Here is a 24686-nt window from a genome sequence, read left to right as displayed (position 1 = left end):
CGGTCCGGCGCGGCGGGATAAGGCGGGGATTATTCACCGCAATCCGTCGCCGCACGTCAGATCGGCGCTTCAACCGTTATACGGCAATGCCGTGCCGCCGCAAAATAACATATCAGCAAGAATCAACGCAGAGGCGGGAATAACAGGGAGGAAGCGTGGCAGGAAATCTGGCCTGACAGCAGGACGCTATCAGGCCAGCAAGGTTATTTACCGATACAGAAGCTGGAGAAGATGCGCCCCAGCAGATCGTCAGAAGTGAACTCGCCGGTGATCTCGCTTAACGCCTGCTGGGCAAGACGTAACTCTTCCGCCAGTAGCTCACCGGCCCAGGCACCGAGCAGCTGCGCTTTACCCTGCTGTAAGTGCGTTGCCGCCAGCTCCAGCGCCTGCAGATGACGGCGACGCGCCAGGAAGCCGCCTTCCATATTGCCGGCGAAGCCCATGCTCTGCTTCAGGTGATCGCGCAGCTCGTCCACGCCCGCGCTGGTGCGTGCCGACAGGCGAATCAGTGAGTGACCATTTACTTCTGTCAGACCGAGAGACTCCCCGGTGACATCCGCCTTGTTGCGGACCACGGTAATCGGCAGTTCGGGCGGCAGACGAGAGACGAAATCGGGCCAGATAGCCGCCGCTTCGGTGGCATCGGTCGTCGTGCCGTCCACCATAAACAGCACGCGATCAGCCTGTTCGATCTCCTGCCAGGCGCGCTCAATCCCGATGCGCTCCACTTCGTCGCTGGCTTCACGCAGACCGGCGGTGTCGATGATATGCAGCGGCATGCCATCAATATGAATATGCTCACGCAGTACGTCACGGGTGGTGCCTGCGATGTCCGTGACGATGGCGGCGTCACGGCCTGCCAGCGCATTCAGCAGGCTCGATTTGCCCGCATTAGGCCGGCCCGCAATCACCACTTTCATCCCTTCACGCAGCAGGCTGCCCTGACGCGCTTCGGCACGGACGGCATCCAGATCGCCGATCACCGTATTCAGCTGCGCTTCGATTCTGCCGTCAGAGAGGAAATCGATCTCCTCATCCGGGAAGTCGATAGCGGCTTCGACATAGATCCGCAGGTGAGTGAGTGCTTCCACAAGATGATTGATACGGGTGGAGAAGACGCCCTGCAGGGAGTTCACGGCCGAACGCGCCGCCTGCTCAGAGCTGGCATCAATCAGGTCAGCAATCGCTTCGGCCTGCGCCAGATCGAGCTTGTCATTCAGAAACGCACGCTCTGAAAACTCACCCGGCTGAGCGATACGCACGCCAGGCAGCGCCACGATGCGCTTCAGCAGCAGGTCGAGGATCACCGGGCCGCCGTGGCCCTGCAGCTCCAGCACATCTTCACCGGTAAAGGAGTTAGGACCGGGAAACCACAGCGCAATGCCCTGATCCAGCACGCGGCCATCGCTATCGGTGAACGGCAGATAATCGGCGTAACGCGGCTTAGGCAGTTTGCCCAGCAGCTGGCGGGCGACCTCTGCCGCCTGCGCGCCAGAGACGCGCAGAATGCCTACGCCGCCGCGTCCGGGCGGCGTCGCCTGGGCAACAATGGTATCGCTGTGGCTCATAAATTTTCTCTCGCTACAAAAAACACAGGCGGTCGCTTTGACCGCCTGAGAATAGACTATTTTAGGGCGGGATTACTCCCGCTCTGGATCGCTTACGCTTTCTTCTTGTCGCGGCTATGCAGACCACGTTTTTCCAGGCCGCGATAAATCAGCTGCTGCTGGAGAATGGTGACCAGGTTGCTGACGATGTAGTACAGCACCAGACCTGACGGGAACCACAGGAAGAACACGGTGAAAATCACCGGCATGTACGTCATGATCTTCTGCTGCATCGGATCGGTCACGGTGGTCGGTGACATCTTCTGAATGAAGAACATGGTGATGCCCATCAGAATCGGCAGGATGTAGTACGGGTCCTGCGCTGACAGGTCATGGATCCACAGAATAAATGGCGCATGACGCAGTTCAACCGAGCCTGACAGCATGTAGTAGAGCGCCAGGAAGATTGGCATCTGAATCACCAGCGGCAGACAGCCACCCAGCGGATTCACTTTCTCTGCTTTATACAGCGCCATCATTTCCTGGCTCTGCTTCTGCTTGTCATCACCCAGACGCTCACGCATCGCCTGAATTTTCGGCTGCAGCATGCGCATCTTCGCCATCGAGGTGTACTGCGCTTTGGTCAGCGGGTACATGATGCCGCGCACGATGAAGGTGATCACGATAATGGAGAAGCCCCAGTTACCGATGAAGCTGTGAATAAATTTCAGCAGTTTGAACAGCGGCTGAGAGATAAACCACAACCAGCCGTAATCCACGGTCAGATCAAGGTGCGGCGCAATCGCTGCCATCTTGTCCTGAATTTCCGGGCCGACCCACAGCGTTGCACCCAGATTCTGCTGTGCGCCCGCGGCAATGGTGACCGGTGCAGATTTATAGCCAATCGCCGCCACGCCATTACCCAGGTTGCTGGTGTAAAGGGTGTTGGTGCCTTCGGTACGCGGAACCCATGCCGTTGCAAAGTACTGCTGCAGCATCGCAACCCAGCCATTGCTGGTGGTGGCGTTCAGGTTCTCGTTATCCGCGATGGTGTCGAATTTATACTTCTCATATTTCGACTCGCTGGTGGAGTAGGCCGCGCCACGGAAGGTGTGCAGAGCAAAGTTGTTGCTGCCGGTATCACGATGCTTAGGCAGATCGATGGTCTGCTTCAGCTGGCCAAACAGCGACACTTCCAGCGGCTGCTGGGTGGTGTTGTTGACATGATAATCGACATTAACGGCATATTCGCCACGCTTGAAGATGAAGGTTTTGGTGTAAACCACGCCATTTTCAGCGGTGTAGGTCATCGGCACACGCAGTTCGGACTGGCCATCAGCCATCTCGAAGTGATCCTGCGCAGCGTTGAACAGCGGACGCGCGCCGTTGTTCGGGTTATCCGGGCCATTACGACCGGTCAAACCACTCTGTGCCTGATAAAGGAACGCTGGCGTTGTTTCAAGCAGCTGGAACGGCTGGTTAGAACCCAGTTTGTCCGGGAAAGTCAGCAGCTGTGCTTGTTCAACATCACCGCCTCGGGTGTTGATATTCAATGACAGGACATCAGTCTTAACGGTGATCGTCTGGCCCTGACCGCTGGCCGGTACACCCTGACTGGCGGTATCACCCGCTACGCTGTTTGTGCCTTGTGTGGTCTGCGTCTGCTGTGGCTGCGGAGCGTGGTCCGTCTGCCAGGCTTGCCAGATCATAAAGGTCACGAACAGAAAAGCGATGAGAAAGAGATTGCGTTGCGAATCCATCGTTAATGTTCTCTGGTATCAAAGGTTTTTGGCGGCACAGGATCGTCACCACCCGGGTTCAAGGGGTGGCATTTTAATACGCGTTTTAATGTCAACCAACTGCCTTTTATCAGGCCGAACCTGCGTAATGCCTCAATTCCGTAATGAGAGCAGGTCGGGTGAAACCGACAGTGTGGTCCCAGTAATGGACTGATGCCGCGTTGATAGACGCGTATCAGGACGATCAGGAGCCGCGCGCCAGGCGACAGTGACGACGCCATAATTTCTCCAACGCTTCCGCCAGCATACGGTTATCCAGATCGGCAACCCCCTTCTTCGCGACCACCACGAAGTCCATCGACGGCAGTTCATGTTGACGCAGACGAAAGCTTTCGCGGGTCAATCGCTTGATCCGGTTGCGTTCATGAGCGCGTTTCACATGTTTTTTAGCGACGGTGAGACCGATGCGGGGATGCCCCAGCGCGTTAAGGCGGCCGAGAATAGTAATTTGCGGCGTGCCAGCCCGTTGTGGCTGCTGGAAGACGAAAGTGAAATGAGTGGGAGTTAACAAACGTAACTCCCTGGGAAATGCGAGCTTACCCATCAGGGCTTGCTTTATTACTTAGAAACGGTCAGACGAGAACGGCCTTTAGCACGACGACGTGCCAGAACCTGACGACCATTTTTTGTTGCCATACGAGCACGGAAACCGTGTGAACGGTTGCGCTTCAGTACGGACGGTTGAAAAGTGCGTTTCATGGCGGTTTCTACCTAAACTTGAAAATTTTCACTGGGTGACGCGTTTCGGGCCAGAAAATCGACCTACGCCTCAATGTGTCTTTAATAAAGAGGCGGGATTGTAATAATTGTACAGTCCCGAGTCAATTTACTTCGCGTGTCATAGTGCCTGAAAACCCGCATACAGCCCGCAGAGTCCCGACTTTGCGCCTGATGGCTCAATGTCGGGTGGAGAATTATACGGGCTCCGCACTAAAGCGCAAGGATCGCACGGGATCTTATTGCGATCGGCTGGCCGGATCCTGGGGATAAAATGAGATGTCGCCCGAAATTTTAATGGATTGCGCCAGATCCCTGCTGGTTTTTCCCGCAACTGGCGTAAACTTCTTTGCGCGCCTCTGGCCTGTGGATAAAAAGGATCAAAACTGTGTAGAAAGGGAAGATCTCTGCCTCGCTTTGCGCTATGATCCGCCCTTCCGCTGACGATCCTCCGGTGATTGCAGGACGGAAAACCGCTGATAGCGGTCGCAGGCGCTTTCTTAGCGTCTGTGTCAAAAATGAACGTTTCTTAGAGTAACGCCTACTATTCTTTTCGAATTTGTACGAGTGGAGTCCGCCGTGTCACTTACGCTTTGGCAACAGTGTCTTGCCCGTTTGCAGGATGAGCTTCCTGCCACCGAATTCAGCATGTGGATCCGTCCACTGCAGGCTGAGTTAAACGACAATACGCTTGCCTTGTATGCTCCAAATCGCTTCGTACTCGACTGGGTTCGGGACAAATACCTTAATAGTATCAATGCACTGCTGAATGAATTCTGCGGTCCAAACGTGCCCACGCTGCGTTTTGAAGTGGGAACGCGCCCGGTTCAGCAGCAGGCGGCAGCGGTCAGCCAGCCTGTAATGGCCAGCGTCAGCGCGCCCGTGATGCCCGTACAGAGCCATATTCGTCCGGCCCCGACGCAGATCATGCGTCCCAGCTGGGATAATGTCCCGGCTCCGGCCGACGTCACCTATCGCTCAAATGTGAACAACCGTCATAACTTCGATAACTTCGTCGAGGGTAAATCTAACCAGCTGGCGCGCGCGGCGGCACGTCAGGTGGCGGATAATCCAGGCGGCGCTTACAACCCGCTGTTTCTGTATGGCGGCACCGGTCTCGGTAAAACGCACCTGTTGCATGCGGTGGGCAACGGCATCATTGCCCGAAAACCCAATGCAAAAGTGGTTTATATGCACTCCGAGCGCTTCGTGCAGGACATGGTTAAAGCACTACAGAACAATGCGATTGAAGAGTTCAAACGCTACTACCGTTCGGTAGATGCGCTGCTGATCGATGACATTCAGTTCTTTGCTAATAAAGAGCGATCGCAGGAAGAGTTCTTCCACACCTTTAATGCCTTATTAGAGGGCAATCAGCAGATCATCCTCACCTCGGATCGCTATCCAAAAGAGATCAACGGGGTGGAAGATCGTCTTAAATCACGTTTCGGCTGGGGTTTAACGGTGGCGATCGAGCCGCCTGAGCTGGAAACGCGTGTGGCGATCCTGATGAAAAAAGCGGATGAGAACGATATCCGTCTGCCTGGTGAAGTCGCCTTCTTTATTGCCAAGCGGTTACGCTCTAACGTGCGTGAGCTGGAAGGCGCGCTGAATCGCGTGATCGCCAATGCCAACTTTACTGGCCGGGCGATTACCATCGACTTCGTGCGCGAAGCACTGCGCGATCTGCTGGCGCTGCAGGAAAAGCTGGTCACCATTGATAATATTCAGAAGACCGTGGCTGAGTACTACAAAATTAAGGTGGCGGATCTGCTTTCCAAGCGCCGTTCGCGCTCGGTGGCACGTCCGCGCCAGATGGCGATGGCGATGGCGAAAGAGTTAACCAACCATAGCTTGCCAGAAATTGGCGATGCTTTTGGGGGGCGCGACCATACAACGGTGCTTCATGCCTGCCGCAAGATTGAGCAGCTGCGTGAAGAGAGCCACGATATCAAAGAAGATTTCTCTAATCTCATCAGAACATTATCTTCCTGACGCTATGAAATTTATTGTTGAACGTGAGCAGTTGCTGAAGCCGCTGCAACAAGTAAGTGGTCCCCTGGGTGGTCGTCCGACGCTACCGATCCTTGGAAACCTGCTGCTGCAGGTAACTGAAGGTTCGCTGTTGCTGACCGGTACCGATCTGGAAATGGAGATGGTCGCACGCGTGGCGCTGACTCAGGCACATGAGCCTGGATCCACCACCGTTCCGGCGCGCAAATTCCTCGATATCTGTCGCGGATTGCCGGATGGCGCAGAAATTACTCTGGCACTGGAAGGCGATCGCATGCTGGTGCGCTCTGGCCGCAGCCGTTTTTCGCTGTCGACCCTGCCCGCCAGTGACTTCCCCAATCTTGACGACTGGCAGAGTGAAGTTGAATTTACCCTGCCGCAGGCAACGCTGAAACGGCTGATTGAAGCGACTCAGTTTTCGATGGCGCATCAGGATGTGCGTTACTACCTCAACGGCATGATGTTTGAAACCGAAGGGGAAGAGCTGCGCACCGTGGCCACTGACGGTCACCGTCTGGCCGTCTGCTCCATGCCAATTGGTCAGGCGCTGCCGAGTCATTCGGTGATTGTGCCGCGTAAAGGCGTGATTGAACTGCTGCGTCTGCTGGATGGCGGCGATACTCCGCTGCAGGTTCAGATTGGCGGCAGCAATATCCGTGCGCATGTCGGCGACTACATCTTTACCTCTAAGCTGGTTGATGGCCGTTTCCCCGATTATCGTCGCGTATTGCCGAAGAATCCCGACAAAGCGCTGGAAGCGGGCTGCGATCTGCTCAAACAGGCCTTTGCCCGCGCCGCTATCCTCTCTAACGAGAAGTTCCGCGGTGTTCGCCTCTATATCACCGAAAATCAGCTGAAGATCACCGCCAATAACCCTGAACAGGAAGAAGCGGAAGAGATGCTGGATGTCAGCTACAACGGCACGGAACTGGAGATTGGCTTCAACGTCAGTTACGTGCTGGATGTACTGAACGCGCTGAAGTGCGAAAACGTCCGTCTGCTGCTGACCGACTCGGTGTCGAGCGTGCAGATTGAGGATGTGGCGAGCCCGGCAGCGGCCTATGTCGTCATGCCCATGCGCTTGTAGAATATATCGGCCTGGCTTACTTGCCATTCTGATTCCGGGCAGTGCTCGCCCCTGGTCACATACTTCAGTATGCTCCCAGGGCCTGCGCGCTGGCCGGAACCAGACTGGCGGCGACGCCGACGGCCTGGTGACTGAGGTATCGGGCAAACCTGCTTTGCCGTTGACGCCCTGGATCGCCAGGCCCAAAACTTTATTGCCCTTCACGCTGGACTGATTCATGGCTTTAACCCGCCTTCTTATCAAAGATTTTCGTAATATTGAGCAGGCTGACCTGCAGCTGGCACCCGGCTTTAATTTCCTGGTCGGCGCCAACGGCAGTGGTAAAACCAGCGTTTTAGAAGCGATTCATACTCTGGGGCATGGCCGTTCGTTTCGCAGCCTGCAGGCGGGACGCGTCATTCGTCACGACGAGGCGGCGTTTGTGCTGCATGGGCGTCTGGAAAACAAAGAGCGGGAAATTTCAGTCGGGCTGACCAAAAACCGTGCCGGTGACAGCAAAGTGCGCATTGATGGCAGCGATGGTCACAAGGTCGCGGAGCTGGCGCAGCTGTTGCCGATGCAGTTAATCACCCCTGAAGGCTTTAGTTTGCTGAATGGCGGCCCCAAATATCGCAGAGCCTATGTCGACTGGGGCTGCTTTCATAACACCCCCGGCTTTTTTAACGCCTGGAACAACATGCGCCGCCTGCTTAAACAGCGGAACGCGGCGCTGCGCCAGGTCTCACGTTACAGCCAGATTCGTCCCTGGGATCAGGAGCTGGTTCCGCTGGCTGAACAGATCAGCCAGTGGCGGGCGGAATACAGCGCGGCGATTTCAGCGGAAATCACCGCCACCTGTGGCCAGTTTCTGCCGGAATTTGAGCTGCGCTTCTCATTCCAGCGTGGCTGGGACAAAGAGAGCGACTACGCCGAACTGCTGGAACGTAACTTCGAGCGCGATCGCGCACTGACCTATACCGCCAGCGGCCCCCATAAAGCGGATTTTCGTATTCGGGCTGAAGGGACGCCGGTAGAAGATTTACTCTCACGCGGGCAGTTAAAACTGCTGATGTGTGCATTGCGTCTGGCACAGGGCGAGTTCCTGACAAGCCAGAGCGGACGCCGCTGTATTTACCTCATTGATGACTTTGCTTCTGAGCTGGATGAGAGCCGCCGACGCCTGTTGGCGGAACGGTTAAAAGCCACTCAGGCTCAGGTGTTTGTCAGCGCAATTTCTGCCGGACATGTAATCGACATGACCGACGAAAAGGGCAAGATGTTCCGCGTGGAACAGGGTAAAATAGCGGTTCAACCTGAAGATTAAAATGAGCGAGAAACGTTGATGTCGAATTCTTATGACTCCTCAAGTATTAAAGTCCTGAAAGGACTTGATGCGGTACGCAAACGCCCGGGCATGTATATCGGCGATACCGATGACGGTACCGGTCTGCATCACATGGTATTCGAGGTCGTGGATAACGCAATCGACGAAGCGCTCGCTGGTCACTGTAGTGACATTGTGGTCACCATCCATGCCGATAACTCCGTATCGGTGCAGGATGATGGACGCGGCATTCCTACCGGTATTCACGAAGAAGAGGGCATCTCTGCCGCTGAAGTGATCATGACCGTGCTGCATGCTGGCGGTAAGTTCGATGATAACTCCTATAAAGTCTCCGGCGGCCTGCACGGCGTGGGCGTCTCCGTGGTTAACGCCCTGTCGCAGAAGCTGGAGCTGACCATTCGTCGCGAAGGCAAAGTGCATCAGCAGATTTACGTCCATGGCGTACCGCAGGCACCGCTGGCGGTGACGGGTGAGACCGACATTACCGGGACCCGTGTGCGTTTCTGGCCGAGCCACGAAACCTTTACCAACGTGCGCGATTTTGAGTATGACATCCTGGCGAAACGCCTGCGTGAACTCTCATTCCTGAACTCCGGCGTGTCGATTCGTCTGGATGATAAGCGTGATGGCAAAAGCGATCACTTCCACTATGAAGGCGGCATCCGGGCGTTTGTTGAGTACCTCAACAAAAACAAAACCCCGATTCACCCTACCGTGTTCTATTTCTCTACCGAGAAAGATGGCATTGGTGTGGAAGTGGCGCTGCAGTGGAACGACGGCTTCCAGGAAAATATCTACTGCTTTACCAACAACATCCCACAGCGCGACGGCGGTACACACCTCGCCGGTTTCCGTTCAGCGATGACCCGTACCCTGAATGCCTATATGGAAAAAGAGGGTTACAGCAAGAAGGCCAAAGTCAGCGCCACCGGTGATGATGCCCGTGAAGGTCTGATCGCTGTGGTTTCGGTGAAAGTACCGGACCCTAAATTCTCCTCGCAGACCAAAGATAAACTGGTCTCCTCCGAGGTGAAAACAGCGGTTGAGCAGCAGATGAATGAACTGCTGGCTGAATACCTGCTGGAAAACCCTTCAGACGCCAAAATTGTAGTCGGCAAAATCATCGACGCCGCCCGTGCCCGTGAAGCGGCACGCCGCGCCCGTGAAATGACCCGCCGTAAAGGCGCGCTGGACCTGGCCGGTCTGCCAGGCAAACTGGCGGATTGCCAGGAGCGCGACCCGGCGCTGTCTGAAATCTACCTGGTGGAGGGTGACTCCGCAGGCGGCTCGGCCAAACAGGGCCGTAACCGTAAAAACCAGGCGATTCTGCCGCTGAAAGGTAAGATTCTTAACGTTGAAAAAGCGCGTTTCGATAAGATGCTCGCCTCCCAGGAAGTGGCCACGCTGATCACCGCGCTGGGCTGCGGTATTGGTCGCGACGAGTACAACCCGGACAAGCTGCGCTATCACAGCATCATCATCATGACCGATGCCGACGTCGATGGTTCGCACATCCGTACCCTGCTGCTGACCTTCTTCTATCGTCAGATGCCTGAAATCATTGAGCGCGGCCACGTTTATATCGCCCAGCCGCCACTCTATAAAGTGAAGAAAGGCAAGCAGGAGCAGTACATCAAAGATGATGAAGCGATGGATCAATACCAGATCGCTATCGCGCTTGATGGCGCGACGCTGCACACCAATGCCAGCGCGCCGGCGCTGGGCGGTGAGCCGCTGGAGACGCTGGTCACTGACTTCAACAGCACTCAGAAGATGATCAAGCGTATGGAGCGCCGTTATCCGATGGCCATGCTGCGTGCGATGATTTATCACGACACGCTGAGCGACCTGACCAGCGAAGCAGAGGTTACAACCTGGCTGAATGGTCTGGTGAGCTATCTGACTGAACGCGAAGCGCATGGCAGCACCTATCTGGCACAGGTGCGTGAAAACCGCGAATCAAACCTGTTCGAGCCGGTACTGCGCGTCCGTACCCACGGTGTAGATACTGACTATCCGCTGGATGCTGATTTCATTCAGGGTCCTGAGTACCGCAAAATCTGCGCCCTGGGCAGCAAGCTGCGTGGTCTGCTGGAAGAAGATGCTTATATCGAGCGTGGCGAGCGTCGTCAGCCAGTGGCAAGCTTCGAACAGGCGATTGAGTGGCTGATTAAAGAGTCACGTCGCGGCCTCTCGGTCCAGCGCTACAAAGGTCTGGGCGAGATGAACCCGGAGCAGCTGTGGGAAACCACCATGGATCCAGACAGCCGTCGTATGCTGCGCGTCACCATTAAAGATGCGATTGGCGCTGATCAGCTGTTTACTACCCTGATGGGCGATGCGGTTGAACCGCGCCGTGCCTTCATCGAAGAAAATGCGCTGAAAGCCGCCAATATCGATATTTAACCGGCATCAGAGATGAAAGGCCATCACCCAGGTGATGGCCTTTTTTTGTGCCGTCCGGGCGGAAAACCCGCCAGGGCGTGCCTTCCTGCCCGCATGCTGCGATCCCGATCACGTTTTAACCCGGTCAGCTCCCTTACTCTTGCCCCTCTTTGCGCATTTACCGCGCACTATTCCACACAGGGAGTAACACCATGATTGTTTGCGATCGTCACGACTGGGACAGAGAACGTCACGCCTTTCATCCGGTAGTCGATCAGGCGATAAGCTGGATTGCCAGCACAGATTTCAGCCAGCTGGAAACCGGCAAATATGAGATCCTGCCCGACAACAAAATGTTCTGTCTGGTGCAGGAGATGATGACCGAACCGGCCAGCGCACGCAAAGCGGAGTCCCACTTCAACTACATCGATATTCAGTATCTGCTGGCAGGCACCGAAAATATTGGCGTGGCCCGTGCCCATCCCGACCAGCACATCACCGAAGATTTTGCCCAGCAGCGAGACGTCGTTTTTTATCAAAAGATATTGAATGAGTCTGTGATTACGCTGATGCCCGGCATGTTCGCGCTCTTTTTCCCGCACGATATCCATCGCCCCTGCTGCGCCCCTGGCGAACCCGCAACAATCCGAAAAGCCGTGATTAAAATCCACCGCGATCTCTTTACCGCCTGAACCTGGTGGTCAGCTGGCCGTTCTCGCCTGCCATGAAACTGGTCAATGTGCGCTGAATCGCGCTAGCATTGAACAAAACCCAGACGCTACGAGGACTCTATGGCTATTAAATTGATCGCTATCGACATGGATGGCACCCTGCTCAACCCGCAACATGAGATCACACCGGCGGTGAAATCCGCCCTGGATCGCGCCCGTCAGCAAGGGGTGTCGATTGTTCTGACCACCGGCCGGCCGTTTGTGGGTATCCAGCGCTATCTCATGGAACTGGATATGCAGACGCCCGGCCAGTACGCGATCAGCAACAACGGTGCGCTGGTCCATCAGGCCGAAGATGGTGAGTGCGTGGCGGAAGTGACGCTGACCTTTGACGACTACCTCTTCATTGAGAACCTGGCGCGTGAGCTTGGCGTACATTTCCAGGCATTCGACAAAACCCATCTCTATACCCCTAACAAAGACATCAGCGAATACACCATCCATGAAGCGAGCCTGACCGGCATTCCGGTGCGCTACCGCGCGGTGGAGGAGATGGATCGTGCCATGCGCTTCCCGAAACTGATGATGATCGACCGGCCCGCTCTGCTCGACGCAGCGATTGCCCGCCTGCCCGGGCATGCTCAGCAGACTTACACCATCCTGAAGAGCGCGCCTTATTACCTCGAAATCCTCGATCGTCGGGTGAATAAAGGCCAGGGCGTCAAAATGCTGGCTGAGAAGCTCGGCCTGAAGCAGGAAGAAGTGATGGCGATTGGCGATCAGGAGAATGACCTGGCGATGATCGAATACGCAGGAACGGGTGTCGCAATGGGGAATGCCATTGACTCTGTTAAGAAAATTGCTCAGTTCATCACCAAAACCAATATGGAAGATGGCGTCGCGCATGCCATCGAAGAGTTAGTGCTGTAACGGCCTGTTCTCTGCCGGGCCGCTTCGGCCCGGATCCCCTAACCCGGCAAAAATGCTGCACCGCAAAACAGAATCGCGTAATTTGTCTGGCAACTCTTTCTCCGTGGGTTTCATCATGTCAGAAAAACAGATCACCTTTGCTGCCCGTCAGCATCAGCTCACCAATATTAATGTCTGGACTGCCGACAGCCAGTGGCTGGCGTTTGACGTTCGTCCATCGAGCGCGTCGTTTACCAGTCAGACCATTGAGCGGGTCAATGTGATGACCGGTGAGGTGGAGGTGCTCTATCAGGCCCGGCATGGTGCTCACGTCGGCGTCGTCACGGTCAGTCCCGATCTGCCACCGCGCTACGTCTGCATTCATGGCCCGGAACATCCCGATGCCAACTGGCAGTATGACTTCCACCACCGGCGCGGGGTGATCGTTCAGAACGGTGCAGCGGTGAATCTGGATGCCTGCGATATCACGCCGCCGTTTACCCCTGGCGCGCTGCGTGGCGGCTCGCATGTACATGTCTTCAGTCCCGATGGTTCTCGCCTGAGCTTTACCTACAATGACCACGTGATGCACGAACTGGATAGCCGGCTCGATCTGCGCAACGTCGGCATCGCGGTGCCCCTTTGCGCTGTAACGCCCGAAAAGCAGCATCCGCGCGAATATGACGGCACCTTTTTTTGCCTGCTGGTGAGCCAGACGCATGCGGAACCGCTGCCAGGCAGTGACCAGATTAATCGTGCCTGTGAGGAGTGCTGGGTCGGTGAGCGTGGCTACCAGAAGCCGGACGGCAGCTGGCAGCGCTGGGCGATCGCCTTTATTGGCGACACGCTGACGGCGCAGGGTGAAAAACGGCCTGAAGTTTTTATTGTTGATCTGCCTGATGCGCTGGAGGATTACGCCCGCGCCGGAGAGATGCCGCTGGAGGGCAGCAGCCAGCAGTTACCTGCGCCACCGGCTGGCGTGCAGCAGCGTCGCCTGACGCACAGCCGTGGTGTGGCTCTGCAACCTCGCCACTGGCTGCGCGCCGCACCGGATGGCAGCCAGATAGCGTTTCTGATGGCGGATGCCGCAGAGGTGATCCAGCTCTGGACGGTCTCCCCCAACGGCGGCGAACCGCGTCAGATCACCCGACTCAGCCACAGCATTCAGTCCGCCTTTAGCTGGCATCCTGACGGCCAGGCGATCGCTTTTATCTGCGATAACAGCGTGATGCGATGTGACGTTGAGAGCGGCGCATGTCAGCGTCTGACCCGCAGAACGGAAGAGGCGCCATCAGGTGACGCGGTGGTCTGGTCACCTGATGGTACACAGATTGCTTATATGCGTGAGGTGAATGGCTGGCGGCAACTCTTTACGGTTGCGGCAGTGACCGCATAGGAGGCATAGGCTGCGCCTGCGCCAGGCTTTCCTGCGTATGCGCCAGCCTTTCGCTCTGCAGGATGCGTTCACGTGGAGAGTCGAGAGATTTATCTTTGTCGCTGCGGTAGTAGTCCCACGGCAGCAGCAGCGTATCCAGCACGGCAGAGAAAGGAAGATCGATTAACGCCAGCGGCTTCAGCGCCCAGCTGGTATCACCATCGGACAGCATATCAGCGCTGGCACGGGTGCCTGGATAGTAGCCCTGACTCGCACCTGTGTGAGACATCACGCTGGAACAGCCGGTTGTTGCCATTGCGCAGCACACCACTCCAGCCAGAGGTAAGGTCTTCATCAATTTCATCATCATCATCCCTTCAGTCATGGCATAAGCCTGGCTGAGTTTGCTTGCCAGACAACGTCAACACTCTGGGGCGAAGTCCGTCTGGGTCTGGCAAAAGTAGTCCTGAGTGTATGCCATTTCCTCAAATTGGCGAAAAAAATTGCATTTCACCCTCTTGAAAATGGTCTTGTGGCACCCATTTTTAGTTTACGGACGCACTCACCGTTGCCGCAAGGGACAGTGGGGTGCCGTATCCAGCCTGTCCAGTAGTGGAAGGTTGCCAAAACTTGCTGAAATTCAGGAGTCTTAATATGCGTAATTTTGATCTCACCCCACTTTATCGCTCTGCTATCGGTTTTGATCGCCTGTTTAACCTGCTCGAATCTAATCAGAATCAGAGCAATGGCGGCTATCCTCCCTATAACGTTGAACTGGTCGATGAAAATCACTATCGCATTACTATTGCGGTGGCCGGTTTTGCTCAGAGCGAACTGGATATCACGGCGCACGATAACGTGCTGATCGTGCGGGGTGCCCATCCTGAAGAGCAGACCGAGCGTAAATACCTGTATCAGGGTATCGCCGAGCGTAACTTCGAGCGTAAATTCCAGCTCGCCGACCACATTGTGGTGCGCGATGCCCGTCTCGAAAATGGTCTGCTGAGCATCGATCTTGAACGTCTGGTGCCGGAAGAGGCGAAACCACGCCGTATTGAGATTCTGAAGTAATATTGAGGTTCTGAAACAGTCATTAAAAACGCCGCGTTAGCGGCGTTTTTTTTGCCCTTATATCTGAAGGCAGATTTACCCTTACGGCTGCGTTCGCATCGCTAAGCGCTGACCCAGCACGCCACCAAACACGTTGACCAGCAGCCCCAGTATAATCACCACCGCACCCAGCATCTGCTGCCCGGAGAGATGCTCATCCAGCACCAGCGCGGCGGTAATAATCCCCACCACCGGCACCAGCAGCGACAGCGGCGCGACGCGCCAGGTTTCGTAGCGACTCAGCAGATTCCCCCAGATAGCGTAACCCACAATGGTGGCGACAAACGCCAGATAGAACAGCGCCAGCACGGTCTGCAGGCCGATATGCAGCAGGCTGTAAACGATGGCGGCCTGACCATCAAACAGCAGCGAACAGGCAAAGAAAGGAACGATCGGCACCAGCGCACTCCAGACCACCAGTGACATGATCGGCACGCTGCGGTTCCGCATAATAATCTTATTGGTGATATTACCCAGCCCCCATGAGAGCGCCGCCGACAGCGTCAGCATCATGGTGGTCAGCGTAATACCGGCGCTGGTCTGCCCTTCCATGCCTGCCGTTGCCAGCAAAAACATCCCCAGCGTAGCGATGATAATCCCGACGATATGATTCCAGCGCAGCTTCTCCGCCAGCAACAACGCGCCCAGCAACAGGGTAAAGAATGCCTGCGCCTGCAGCACCAGCGAGGCCAGACCGGCAGGCATGCCGAGCTTGATCGCCAGGAACAGAAAGGCGAACTGACCAAAACTGATGGTCATGCCATAAACCACCAGCCAGCGCAGCGGAATCGGCGGGCGACGCACAAAGAAAATGGCGGGAAAGGCGACCAGGGTAAAACGCAGCCCGGCGAGCAAAAAAGGCGGCATACCCTGCAGCCCCAGCTTGATCACCACAAAATTGACGCCCCACGCCACCACCACGCACAGCGCTAACAGCATATCTTTTACCGACATCAGAAACTCCTTGTCCTGCCGTCAGGCGGTAACCGCAATCGGGGTCGCGATATCGGCACAGCAGCCTTCACCCACGATGCGAAAATAATCATCTACAGCCAGCGCGATCGACTTATCCAGCTCGCCCGCGTTAAACCATAACGTTCCGACCTGTTGCAGCCGGGTATCCACCCGCAGCGCCAGCCGGTCATCAAAACTAAACGGCGGTACCGCGCCCATCACACAGCCCGTCAGCGCCTGCGCCAGCTCTGGTGCGGCAAAAGAGGATTTTTTGCCGCCGATGGCGCGCGCCGCACTTTTGAAATTGATCCGGCAGTCGCCCGGCACTATCGCCAGCAGCTGACGCGATGGCGCACCGTCCGGCATGCTGACCTCCAGCACCATCGCTTTGGCCGCCTGGCCCAGCAGGTTACCGCGTATCTGGCTGATCTGTTCGGTCTGCCCTATCGCCTCATGTTCCACCACGCGGTAGCTGGCCTGCTGCTGATCCAGCAGCGCAGTAATTTTTTCAAACGTCGTCATTCCCTTCTCCTGTTCTGGCACAGCCCGGCTTAGCTCCAGGCGATAGCGTGTTTCATTTTTTTATCGGTCAGCCCGAAAAAGAAACCCATGGTGATACGGGTATCGCCTTCGACCCGATCGATCTCATGATAAAACGCAGGATTAAACAGATAGATATCGCCACTGCGTGGTGAAAATTCGCAGATCTCGCTGTTTTCAATCACCCCACTGCGATAACCCAGCTCCCCGGCGGTTTTGAACTGCTCATCCTCTGGCGACCACTTTTTGTTGTAGATGCGCAGTGCCCCACCCGCGTTGCACTCCTGCAGGCAGACCACGCAGCTGAGCTGATGCAGGATTTGCGTCACCACCAGCGAAGTCTCTGCGGCGTCGCGCACGATATTGTCGTTATGCAGCGGGTTCGCGACGCCATTGGCATGAAAGCGCACGATAGAACCGGCATAGTCTCCACAACCCGGTTCGTGGGCGATGCGTAAACTTTCTAGCCGCAGCGCATGCTGAACCCAGCGGTAAATCTGTTCGCGCAGCGTATTCAGCGAGGGCGGCAACGCCGGCTGGATATCGCGCAGCTCGGTAAAGTAGTTATCGGGAGCCGCAGTATGACGCGCCAGATAGGGGCCGAGCGTGGTCAGCGCGCCATTGGGATAGTGGGAGACACGGATCTTTTCCCGGCAGCTCTGCAGGTCGGTCACCACCGCTTCCCGCACCTCTGGCGTCAGGAAATTACGCAGCACCAGCAGCGGCACCCGTGCGGTAACGATGTCATCCAGCCAGGTCGATTCCACAAACATGTTGGGATTAATCACGCGGAACTGATTGAAAATTGCCATGTTTATCACTCCCTAAACGGTATTTCATAGAGTTCATGATTGTTCATTCGCCGCCAGTTGCCAGCGCTGCCTGGTATTGCCACGGGTTCAGAGGCGATCAGCGTGCAACCATCCTGTTGCTGAAAATGCATCGTAAAATAGTCGGGCCAGGGCGTGTCGTGCGGATACCACTGCCACGCCCAGGCTTTGTCACGGGTGACGAAAATGGCATTCCCTGCGCTGCCGCCCGGCTCTACCTGCGCCATCTTTGCGCGCAGATAGTCGCGGGTGAAATCGGCAGGCGTGGTCTGATCCACCAGATAACGCAGATACTCTTCTGAATCGAAGCGCGATTCGGCCAGACCGAGCTGGCGGTAAATCGTCGGCAGAAAGCCGTTATGCATCATGTACCACTGATGTCCGGCGCTGTTGCGCCACAGCGGATGAGAAAACGCCAGTCCCTGATTTTTACTCAGCGTGGCGTGCCGCACATGCACCGCCAGAAACCGGCTGCGCAGCCGATCCACATCGATACCGGGCAGCGCTTCTGCGAACGCGCCGGTGCCGTGCAGGGTACGAATCTCACCCTCTTCGAGCCACAGACAGCCCCAGCCGTTAGGGTGTGATTTGATCGGGCCATCGTGTTCGGCGCTTTCACCGCAGCTCATGGCGCGCGCCGCCTCCAGAATCTCTGCGCTGTCGAACCGGCCATGCGCCAGAATCATCCTGCACATACTTTATCTCTCCCGGCCGCCACCGGCTGCGCGGCAATCACCTGCTGAAAAGTGGTCATAATCGGCTCACGCGCTGTGGCCGTCAGGCTGAAAGTGGCCAGAATGCCCGCGTGACGCGTCAGGTCGGCATAGAGCGATGAGCGTGACGAAACCTGTAACGCAGGCAATCTGAGTGGCGGTAACAACGCGCCCTGCTGATGCTGATCGATCCAGCGTTCGGCAGCCTGCAGCTGCGCCGGTTGCCGCAACCGCAGCTGGCCGACCGCACCGGGTGTGGTGAAGGCAAAGACAGGTAACGCGCCACCCGCCTCCAGCCGGAAGGTGACTTCCGCCCAGTTGATGCCGGTCGCCTCCTGCACCAGCGTCGCCACACCCATGCCGGAGAGCCGGAACCCCATCTCCAGGAAATGCGGCACGCCGTTGACCACAATAAAATCGATATGAAATGCACCCTGACGATAGCCAAAGGTTTCACAACAGAAGGTCATCAGGCTGCTGAACGAGGCCGGCAGGGCCGCTGCCGCCATCGCCACATGCCCCGACTCATAAAAGCTGACGCAGCCCTCAGCATCCCGGTGCTGCTCAATCACCTTCTGGCAGCAGGTCAGCGCCTGGGGATGTCCCTGATGCACTACGCCCTGTAATGAAAACTCATCGCCAATCAGTGCGCTTTCCACAATAAAGCCGCTGAAGCCGCGTCCGCCGTAGTTCATGGTCTGCACCAGCTGTTTCACTACGCTATGCAGCTGATCGGCATGCTCAATCAGCCAGATACCCAGGCCGCCGCCGCCATCCACCGGCTTCACGACGCAGGGATAGATCAGCGCCTGTCCGGCATCCAGAATGCTGAGCGGCGAGGCGAAAAAGCGGAACTCCGGCTGCGGGAAGCGCGGCCAGGCTTTTTTCAGCGCCATACGCTGCGCATATTTATCCAGCGGAATAAAGGCAGCGGGCGCATCCGGTCCGGCCAGCATCTCGCGCAGTCGTCCGGCGCTGGCGTTGTAGGCTTCAAAGCCCGCCAGCACCACCAGCGGATGCGCCAGTAAACCGGCGTGCAGATAGGCCTGCATCACCTCCCAGGGATTTTCGGGGCGATCGAGGCGAATGATCAGATCAAACGGCAGAGCCAGGCTTAACGACTGGTAATCGACGAAATCACCCATTTCAGCCAGCACGGTAAAATAGCCGTCGCGCTTCGCCACCGCGCAGTAAGGATTTTGCCCGTCGCGGGTGGCGCCAATTTGCAGAAAAATCTTTTTCATCGCCTCGCCTTACCGGGTTAACGCCCGGAAATGATTTCTGTCACGATGTCATTCAGTACACCGTTATTGACCTGAATCACCGCTTTGTGGGGATCAAAACGCAGCACGCGCGACAGCGGATCGGCGCTTTTGCCCTCCAGCAGCGAACTGACCGGCTTGCTCTGCCAGCAGTGCCGCATCTGCGTCAGCGTCATGCCGGAGAGCCGGGTTAACTGCTGTGCCAGCGCGCGATCTTCACTGCGTTGCTCAAGCAGATCGCGGATGGCCGCCTCATCCAGCGTAATCTGCTGCTGCATCAGCCAGTGTCCGAGCTGCTCTCCCTGCGCCAGGAACGGGGAGTAGATCATGCAGATCAGCTGATCTTCGCTGAGGTCAAACGCCTGTATGGCGAAGTCCGCCGCGCGCTGCCGCTGCCGCTGGATCGCGGCGTCATCCTGATAGCGTGCTGCCATCTCATCGATTAGCGCGGGCGGAAAATCTTTCTTCACCATCAGTCCCAGCGCAAAGCGCACATATTCGCGGATCCCTTCGGCATAGTGGCGCTGCAGCAGCGTTTCTGCCCGCAATCCGCGCAGGTGCGCCATCAGCGTCGGATTACCGCAGTCGGATTCGGAAAAACTGAACATCAGCGCATCAAAACGGAAGCGCATAAATTCGCTGAGCAGTGCCCAGTGCGCGCCCGCTTCATAGGCGGTGTCCTGATAGATGTTGAAGAACAGTGGATTGCGCGCCAGCTGGTGGGTGATGCGGTGCGCAGGCGTCAGCTGATCGGCGCCATAAACATCGCTGAAGTAGCGCTCTGCCACGCCATCCAGCGTCTGCAGAAACCCGCTGAAGCCCCGGGTTTTGTCCGCCACTGGCGCATCAAACAGCCGTGAGAGGTGCCGCGCCCAGGCGACATAGGCGGCCTGCTCCTGTGGCGAGTCGCCGGTAACAATCAGATCCACGCCACCGTTGTAGTCTGCCGCCAGGCCAAAGGAGTTCACCATGCTGAGATTACAGGCGTTGCAGAAGGTCGAGCGCGCGTCGGCGCGAAACCGGTGGCCATTCATCAGCACGTCATTGCGGTTCTGCTGCCGCACGCTGTCCGGCATCGGCAGGTCGCGGTCAAACGGCCGGATCAGCAGGCCATCCACGACCAGACACTCCACCCGCTCATCGTCATGCATCGCCAGCGACTGATAAACGCGGTGGATATTCTCCATTACGCTCTGATTCATCGCCGCATGGCGATTGGTGCTGATCCGCAGATGAAAGGTGCTGCCCTGCTGCTGCCAGATCAGTCCCTGAATGTAACGCACGTAAGCCACCATGTAGCTGCTATCTTTTCCTCCGCCATAGGCGAGCAGCACACGGTTATTCTCCAGCTGCTGCTGATCCGGCAACGCTGCCAGCAGGCGAAGAGAGCAGCGCTGAGCAGACTCAATGATGGCGGGTGACAGATACGCTTCCATCTCCTTCATCATGGCGGGCAGATTATTCATTTCTCACGTTTTCCTCAGGTGAACAGAATCACTTTATGGTCTGAAGCCCGGGGCTGACGGGGTCGCCGGGCCGTTTAGCGTTATGAATAATTAAGAGATGCAGCCTAAAGTACTTTGAATGTACTCTGTTGAATATGCACAGATCAGCGCGATATGGGGTGGAACAGATGGCCGATATTATCGGGGAACAGGAGAGTCAGAGCAGTCGTTACCGCCAGATCGCAGAACAGATCAAGCAGGCCATTCATGCCGGTTCGCTGGCACCTGACAGCCGTCTGCCGTCGGTGCGCACGCTGGCGACGCAGTACAATGTCAGCCTTACCACCGCCCTGAAGACACTGCGCACGCTGGAAGATGAGCGCTACGCCGTTGCCCGCCCCAAATCGGGCTTTTTTGTTGCCCCGCAGCGGCCCTCTTCGCGTCAGCTGCCCGCCGTCAGTGAACAGCCGCGCGCCATCGCGCCGCTTGATGAGCAGACAGAGCTCCATCTGGCGATGCTTGGCTCAGACTGCCGGGTGCGTCTCGATCTGGCCAACGGCGACAGTGCGCTCTATCCGGTCAAGCGCATCGGCCTGCTGATGCGTCAGATGGGCTACAGCAAACCGGCCCTGCTCGGGAATACGGTGAAGGGCACCGGCTATGCGCCGCTGAAAACAGAGATTGCCCGCCGGGCAGTGGGTTACGGCTGCAATATCAGTGCTGACGATATTCTGATCACCAACGGCTGCATTGAGGCGATCTCGCTGTCGCTGCGCGCCACGACCCAGCCGGGCGATGTGGTCGCCGTGGAATCACCCTGCTATTTCGTGCTGCTGCAGATGCTGCATAATCTCAATTTACGAGTGATTGAAGTGGAAGCCGGGCCGGAAGGGTATGTCGATGTCGCGAAGCTCACCGGGCTGTTTCAGCGCAAGGCGGTGCGGGTCTTTCTCACCCTGTGCAACGTCAACAATCCGCTGGGAAAAAGCATTCCCAACGAGCATAAGGCCTATATTGCGCGGCAGGCGGATGAAAACGACGTGGTGATTATTGAGGATGATATTTTTGGCGATACTGCCTTCGGTGAACGCCGCCCTTTCCCGATGCGCGCCTTCAGCCCCAACGCCATTCTCTGCAGCGGCTTCTCTAAAACCGTGGCGCCAGGCATTCGTATTGGCTGGGTTCACAGCGTCAACTACATGCGCAAAATCGCCTCGCTGAAATATACCTCAACCATGGGCACCTCGGTGCTGTCGCAGGCGGCGGTGGCGGAACTGCTGCGCAGCGGCGGCTATGATGCTCATCTGCGTAAGCTGCGGCGTGAGCTGGCACGACAAATCCGTGAAATGCGTCAGTCGGTGCTGCGGGAATTTCCGGCGGGAACCCGGGTTTCCGATCCGGAAGGAGGCTATGTGCTGTGGGTTGAGATGCCCCGACAGGCGCTGAACGTGCGCGAGCTGTTTCTGAAAGCGCGCAACGCGGGCATCGGCATTGCGCCGGGCCACATTTTTGCCACCGACCAGCGCTACGATCACTGTTTCCGGCTGAATGCCGGTTTTGGCTGGAATGCAGAGGTGGAACAGGCGATTCAGCAGCTGGCACAGTGGTGCCAGCTGTCGTTAACCGATTCGCAGGATTAGCTGTCGCGCCAGGCGTTCTCAACCTCTTCCGCCAGAATCTGCACCGCCCGCTCAATGTTCTCTGCATCCGGCACGTAATTCATCCGCATACATTGATGGGTGTGCGGCCACGCCTGCTCCAGTCCCGGGAAGAAGAAGTGGCCCGGCACCATCAGCACGCCGCGCGCTTTCAGCCGCTGATAAAGCAATTCGGTGGTGATCGGCAGATCGCGGAACCAGAGCCAGAGGAAAATCGCCCCTTCCGGCTTGTGGATCAGGCAGCGGTCTTCCGGCAGATAGCGCCGCAGGATCGCAATGGTCTGCTGCACCTTCTGCTGATAGAACGGCTTAATCACCTCTTCGGAGAGCCGCAACAGATCGCCGCGACGGATCATCTCATTGGCAATGGCCGGACCGATACTGCCGGGCGCCAGACTGATGATGCCGTTCATATTGCTCAGCGCGGTGATGGTCTTCTCGTCAGCGATAATGATGCCGCAACGCGCACCCGGCAGGCCGAGCTTCGACAGACTCATGCAGAGAATGATGTTGGGGTTCCACAGCGGGCGCACCTCGCTGAAGATGATGCCGGGGAACGGCACGCCATAGGCATTGTCGATCAGCAGCGGCACGTCATGCTGCTGTGCCAGCGCATCGAGCTGCATCAGTTCATCATCGGTGATCACGTTGCCGGTGGGGTTGGTCGGGCGCGATACGCAGATCAGCCCGACCTCTTCATTCATCGGCAGATGCTCAAAATCGACATGATATTTAAACTGACCTTCAGGCAGCAGCTCAATGTTCGGCTTCGCCGACACAAACAGCCCCTCTTCCAGGCCGGCATCCGCATAGCCCAGATACTCAGGCGCCAGCGGGAACAGCACCCGCTTTTTGCTGCCATCGGCCCGGCGCCCCGCATACAGGTTAAACAGATAGAAGAAGGCACTCTGGCTGCCGTTAGTCAGCGCAATGTTCTGTGCGGTGATGGGCCAGCCAAGCTGATCGCTCAGCAGCCCGGCCAGCGACGCCAGCAGCGTCGCTTTTCCGCGCGGGCCGTCGTAATTGCACAGCGCCTCGCTGAGTTTGCCTTCCTCATGCATCTGCTGCAGCAGTTGCTGAAAGTAGTCGTTCATGGCCGGGATCTGCGCCGGATTACCGCCGCCCAGCATGATGGTGCCGGGCGTTCGCAGGCCCGCGCCCATATCTTCCATCAGACGTGAGATGCCGGAATGTTGGGTAAATTTGTCGCCGAACTGAGAAAAAGACATAGCGGTTAAATATTTGTGATAGCGAATCGGGGGTCCACCATAACGCCCGCCATGGGCGGGCGCAATGGAAAGGCGAGGGGATTACTTCAGCGCCTGCGGGTTCACGCAGTTTTTCTCGACGCTTCCACCGAGTGCAGCGAGGAGATTCTCTACCGCATCCTGCATCATGCCGTAGCGGGTTTCGTGGGTGGCAGAACCGATATGCGGCAGCGTCACCACATTGGGCAGCGACAGCAGCGGAGAGTCGGCAGAGACCGGCTCCTGCTCAAACACATCCAGCCCGGCGGCATGCAGTTTGCCCGCCTGCAACGCGGCGATCAGCGCATTCTCATCCACCACCGGCCCGCGACCGGCGTTGATCAGCACCGCATCCGGCTTCATCAGTTCAAGCTCGGCGGCACCGATCAGATGGTGCGTCTCTTCAGTCAGCGGCAAACTGATGCAGACGAAATCACTCTGCTTCAGCAGCGCCTCCAGCTCACAGCGCTGTGCGCCAAAGCGCGACTGCGCCTCTTCATGCTCGCGGCGGGCGTTGTAGAGGATTTTCATGCCGAAGCCAAAGTGGGCGCGCTGCGCCAGCGCCATCCCGATACGTCCCATGCCGAGAATACCCAGCGTTTTATGGTGCACGTCGATGCCGAACTGTGCCGGACCGATGCTCTTCTGCCAGTTGCCCGCTTTGACCCAGGCATCCAGTTCCGGCACCCGACGCGCGGTGCTCAGTACCAGCGCCATCATGGTGTCCGCCACGGTTTCGGTCAGCACGGTGGGCGTGTGCATCAGCACCACGTGACGCTGATTCAGCGCTTCTACATCAAAATTGTCATAGCCTACAGAGACGCTGGAGCAGACGCGCAGATTGGGCATCTTCGCCAGCAGCTCACCATTCACTTTACCGCCCGATCCCAGCAGACCTTCTGCCTGTTGGAACGCCGCAGCATGTTCCTGCTGGCTTTCCGGCGAGAGATCGCTGATTTCCGTCACGTCACACTGTTCAGCCAGGCGAGCATAGAGATCATCGGGCAGTTTTTTATAGAGAATTACAGCGGGTTTCATTCGGTGGCTCCCGGTCAATAAGTAGCGGGCGGCTTGCAGGCCGCCCGGAGAAATAGAGGCTA

Annotated in this window: 23 protein-coding genes; 9 read left to right on the top strand and 14 right to left on the bottom strand. The window is 57.1% G+C overall.

Translation table 11 applies throughout. From position 1 onward, the window contains the following. Window positions 1–203 precede the first annotated feature (203 nt). The 5 genes from mnmE to rpmH all read right to left on the bottom strand — a co-directional run bounded on the left by mnmE (window position 204) and on the right by rpmH (window position 4045). Complete coding sequence (mnmE, locus tag ACMGGP_RS18205; protein ID WP_010258935.1) at window positions 204–1568, bottom strand: tRNA uridine-5-carboxymethylaminomethyl(34) synthesis GTPase MnmE; 1365 nt, start codon at window positions 1566–1568, stop codon at window positions 204–206. A gap of 92 nt (window positions 1569–1660) precedes the next feature. Continuing rightward, window positions 1661–3307, bottom strand: coding sequence for a membrane protein insertase YidC (yidC, locus tag ACMGGP_RS18200; RefSeq protein WP_010258933.1), 1647 nt, complete (start codon window positions 3305–3307; stop codon window positions 1661–1663). 2 nt (window positions 3308–3309) lie between these two features. Beyond that, complete coding sequence (gene yidD, locus ACMGGP_RS18195; protein ID WP_008926397.1) at window positions 3310–3567, bottom strand: membrane protein insertion efficiency factor YidD; 258 nt, start codon at window positions 3565–3567, stop codon at window positions 3310–3312. Continuing rightward, a complete protein-coding gene (gene rnpA, locus ACMGGP_RS18190) occupies window positions 3531–3890 on the bottom strand; it encodes a ribonuclease P protein component (protein WP_008926396.1) in 360 nt (119 codons plus the stop codon). Before rnpA ends, yidD begins: the two co-directional genes overlap by 37 nt. A gap of 14 nt (window positions 3891–3904) precedes the next feature. Further along, on the bottom strand, window positions 3905–4045 hold the full coding sequence (gene rpmH, locus ACMGGP_RS18185; protein WP_003849659.1) for a 50S ribosomal protein L34: 141 nt from the start codon (window positions 4043–4045) through the stop codon (window positions 3905–3907). 597 nt (window positions 4046–4642) lie between these two features. On the opposite strand from rpmH, the gene dnaA reads away from it, so the two are divergent. The 7 genes from dnaA to ACMGGP_RS18150 all read left to right on the top strand — a co-directional run bounded on the left by dnaA (window position 4643) and on the right by ACMGGP_RS18150 (window position 13848). Then, a complete protein-coding gene (dnaA, locus tag ACMGGP_RS18180; protein WP_010671615.1) occupies window positions 4643–6058 on the top strand; it encodes a chromosomal replication initiator protein DnaA in 1416 nt (471 codons plus the stop codon). A 4-nt stretch (window positions 6059–6062) separates the two neighbouring features. Then, complete coding sequence (dnaN, locus tag ACMGGP_RS18175; protein WP_010258930.1) at window positions 6063–7163, top strand: DNA polymerase III subunit beta; 1101 nt, start codon at window positions 6063–6065, stop codon at window positions 7161–7163. 217 nt (window positions 7164–7380) lie between these two features. Continuing rightward, window positions 7381–8466 carry a DNA replication/repair protein RecF gene (gene recF / locus ACMGGP_RS18170; protein ID WP_010258927.1) on the top strand — a complete coding sequence of 362 codons (1086 nt, stop codon included), beginning with the start codon at window positions 7381–7383 and terminating at the stop codon, window positions 8464–8466. A gap of 18 nt (window positions 8467–8484) precedes the next feature. After that, entirely contained in the window at window positions 8485–10893 is a 2409-nt protein-coding gene (gyrB, locus tag ACMGGP_RS18165; protein ID WP_010258926.1) for a DNA topoisomerase (ATP-hydrolyzing) subunit B, read from the top strand. 191 nt (window positions 10894–11084) lie between these two features. Then, complete coding sequence (locus tag ACMGGP_RS18160) at window positions 11085–11564, top strand: NanQ anomerase/TabA/YiaL family protein (RefSeq protein WP_010258925.1); 480 nt, start codon at window positions 11085–11087, stop codon at window positions 11562–11564. Between the two features lie 99 nt (window positions 11565–11663). Further along, window positions 11664–12473 carry a sugar-phosphatase gene (gene yidA, locus ACMGGP_RS18155; protein WP_498798682.1) on the top strand — a complete coding sequence of 270 codons (810 nt, stop codon included), beginning with the start codon at window positions 11664–11666 and terminating at the stop codon, window positions 12471–12473. A 115-nt stretch (window positions 12474–12588) separates the two neighbouring features. Further along, window positions 12589–13848, top strand: a complete 1260-nt coding sequence (locus ACMGGP_RS18150) for a YidR family protein (protein ID WP_498798681.1) — start codon at window positions 12589–12591, stop codon at window positions 13846–13848. Here the strand turns inward: ACMGGP_RS18150 and ACMGGP_RS18145 are convergent. Continuing rightward, window positions 13823–14182: a YceK/YidQ family lipoprotein gene (locus ACMGGP_RS18145; protein WP_498798680.1), complete on the bottom strand. Its 360-nt coding sequence runs from the start codon at window positions 14180–14182 to the stop codon at window positions 13823–13825. The two genes, ACMGGP_RS18150 and ACMGGP_RS18145, sit on opposite strands and share 26 nt — an antisense overlap. Window positions 14183–14481: 299 nt before the next feature. On the opposite strand from ACMGGP_RS18145, the gene ibpA reads away from it, so the two are divergent. Then, the gene (ibpA, locus tag ACMGGP_RS18140; protein WP_010258920.1) at window positions 14482–14898 is read left to right on the top strand and encodes a small heat shock chaperone IbpA; all 417 of its coding nucleotides are present in this window, start codon (window positions 14482–14484) and stop codon (window positions 14896–14898) included. Window positions 14899–14979: 81 nt separating this feature from the next. Here ibpA and ACMGGP_RS18135 read toward each other — a convergent pair whose 3' ends face one another. Genes ACMGGP_RS18135 through ACMGGP_RS18110 form a run of 6 tightly spaced genes read right to left on the bottom strand, consistent with a single transcriptional unit; the run spans window position 14980 to window position 20702 of the window. After that, complete coding sequence (locus ACMGGP_RS18135) at window positions 14980–15891, bottom strand: EamA family transporter (RefSeq protein WP_033773205.1); 912 nt, start codon at window positions 15889–15891, stop codon at window positions 14980–14982. Window positions 15892–15912: 21 nt separating this feature from the next. After that, the gene (locus ACMGGP_RS18130; protein WP_010258916.1) at window positions 15913–16413 is read right to left on the bottom strand and encodes a YbaK/EbsC family protein; all 501 of its coding nucleotides are present in this window, start codon (window positions 16411–16413) and stop codon (window positions 15913–15915) included. A 29-nt stretch (window positions 16414–16442) separates the two neighbouring features. After that, entirely contained in the window at window positions 16443–17243 is an 801-nt protein-coding gene (locus tag ACMGGP_RS18125) for a 2OG-Fe(II)-dependent halogenase WelO5 family protein (RefSeq protein ID WP_010671609.1), read from the bottom strand. A gap of 5 nt (window positions 17244–17248) precedes the next feature. Next, window positions 17249–17956: a class II glutamine amidotransferase gene (locus ACMGGP_RS18120; protein WP_022624802.1), complete on the bottom strand. Its 708-nt coding sequence runs from the start codon at window positions 17954–17956 to the stop codon at window positions 17249–17251. Next, window positions 17944–19218: an ATP-grasp domain-containing protein gene (locus ACMGGP_RS18115; RefSeq protein ID WP_052270964.1), complete on the bottom strand. Its 1275-nt coding sequence runs from the start codon at window positions 19216–19218 to the stop codon at window positions 17944–17946. Before ACMGGP_RS18115 ends, ACMGGP_RS18120 begins: the two co-directional genes overlap by 13 nt. A gap of 17 nt (window positions 19219–19235) precedes the next feature. Next, complete coding sequence (locus ACMGGP_RS18110) at window positions 19236–20702, bottom strand: hypothetical protein (RefSeq protein ID WP_498798679.1); 1467 nt, start codon at window positions 20700–20702, stop codon at window positions 19236–19238. A 167-nt stretch (window positions 20703–20869) separates the two neighbouring features. Between ACMGGP_RS18110 and ACMGGP_RS18105 the strand changes: the two genes are divergently transcribed. After that, window positions 20870–22321, top strand: coding sequence for an aminotransferase-like domain-containing protein (locus tag ACMGGP_RS18105; protein ID WP_010671605.1), 1452 nt, complete (start codon window positions 20870–20872; stop codon window positions 22319–22321). Here ACMGGP_RS18105 and ACMGGP_RS18100 read toward each other — a convergent pair. Beyond that, window positions 22318–23568, bottom strand: a complete 1251-nt coding sequence (locus ACMGGP_RS18100; protein WP_010258911.1) for a valine--pyruvate transaminase — start codon at window positions 23566–23568, stop codon at window positions 22318–22320. The two genes, ACMGGP_RS18105 and ACMGGP_RS18100, sit on opposite strands and share 4 nt — an antisense overlap. A gap of 81 nt (window positions 23569–23649) precedes the next feature. Then, window positions 23650–24624, bottom strand: a complete 975-nt coding sequence (ghrB, locus tag ACMGGP_RS18095; RefSeq protein ID WP_158148902.1) for a glyoxylate/hydroxypyruvate reductase GhrB — start codon at window positions 24622–24624, stop codon at window positions 23650–23652. Window positions 24625–24686 lie beyond the last annotated feature (62 nt).

Source organism: Curtobacterium sp. BNK-1 (genome assembly GCF_048685235.1).
Taxonomy (GTDB): domain Bacteria; phylum Pseudomonadota; class Gammaproteobacteria; order Enterobacterales; family Enterobacteriaceae; genus Pantoea; species Pantoea agglomerans.
This window is presented reverse-complemented; position numbering and strand designations above follow the sequence as displayed.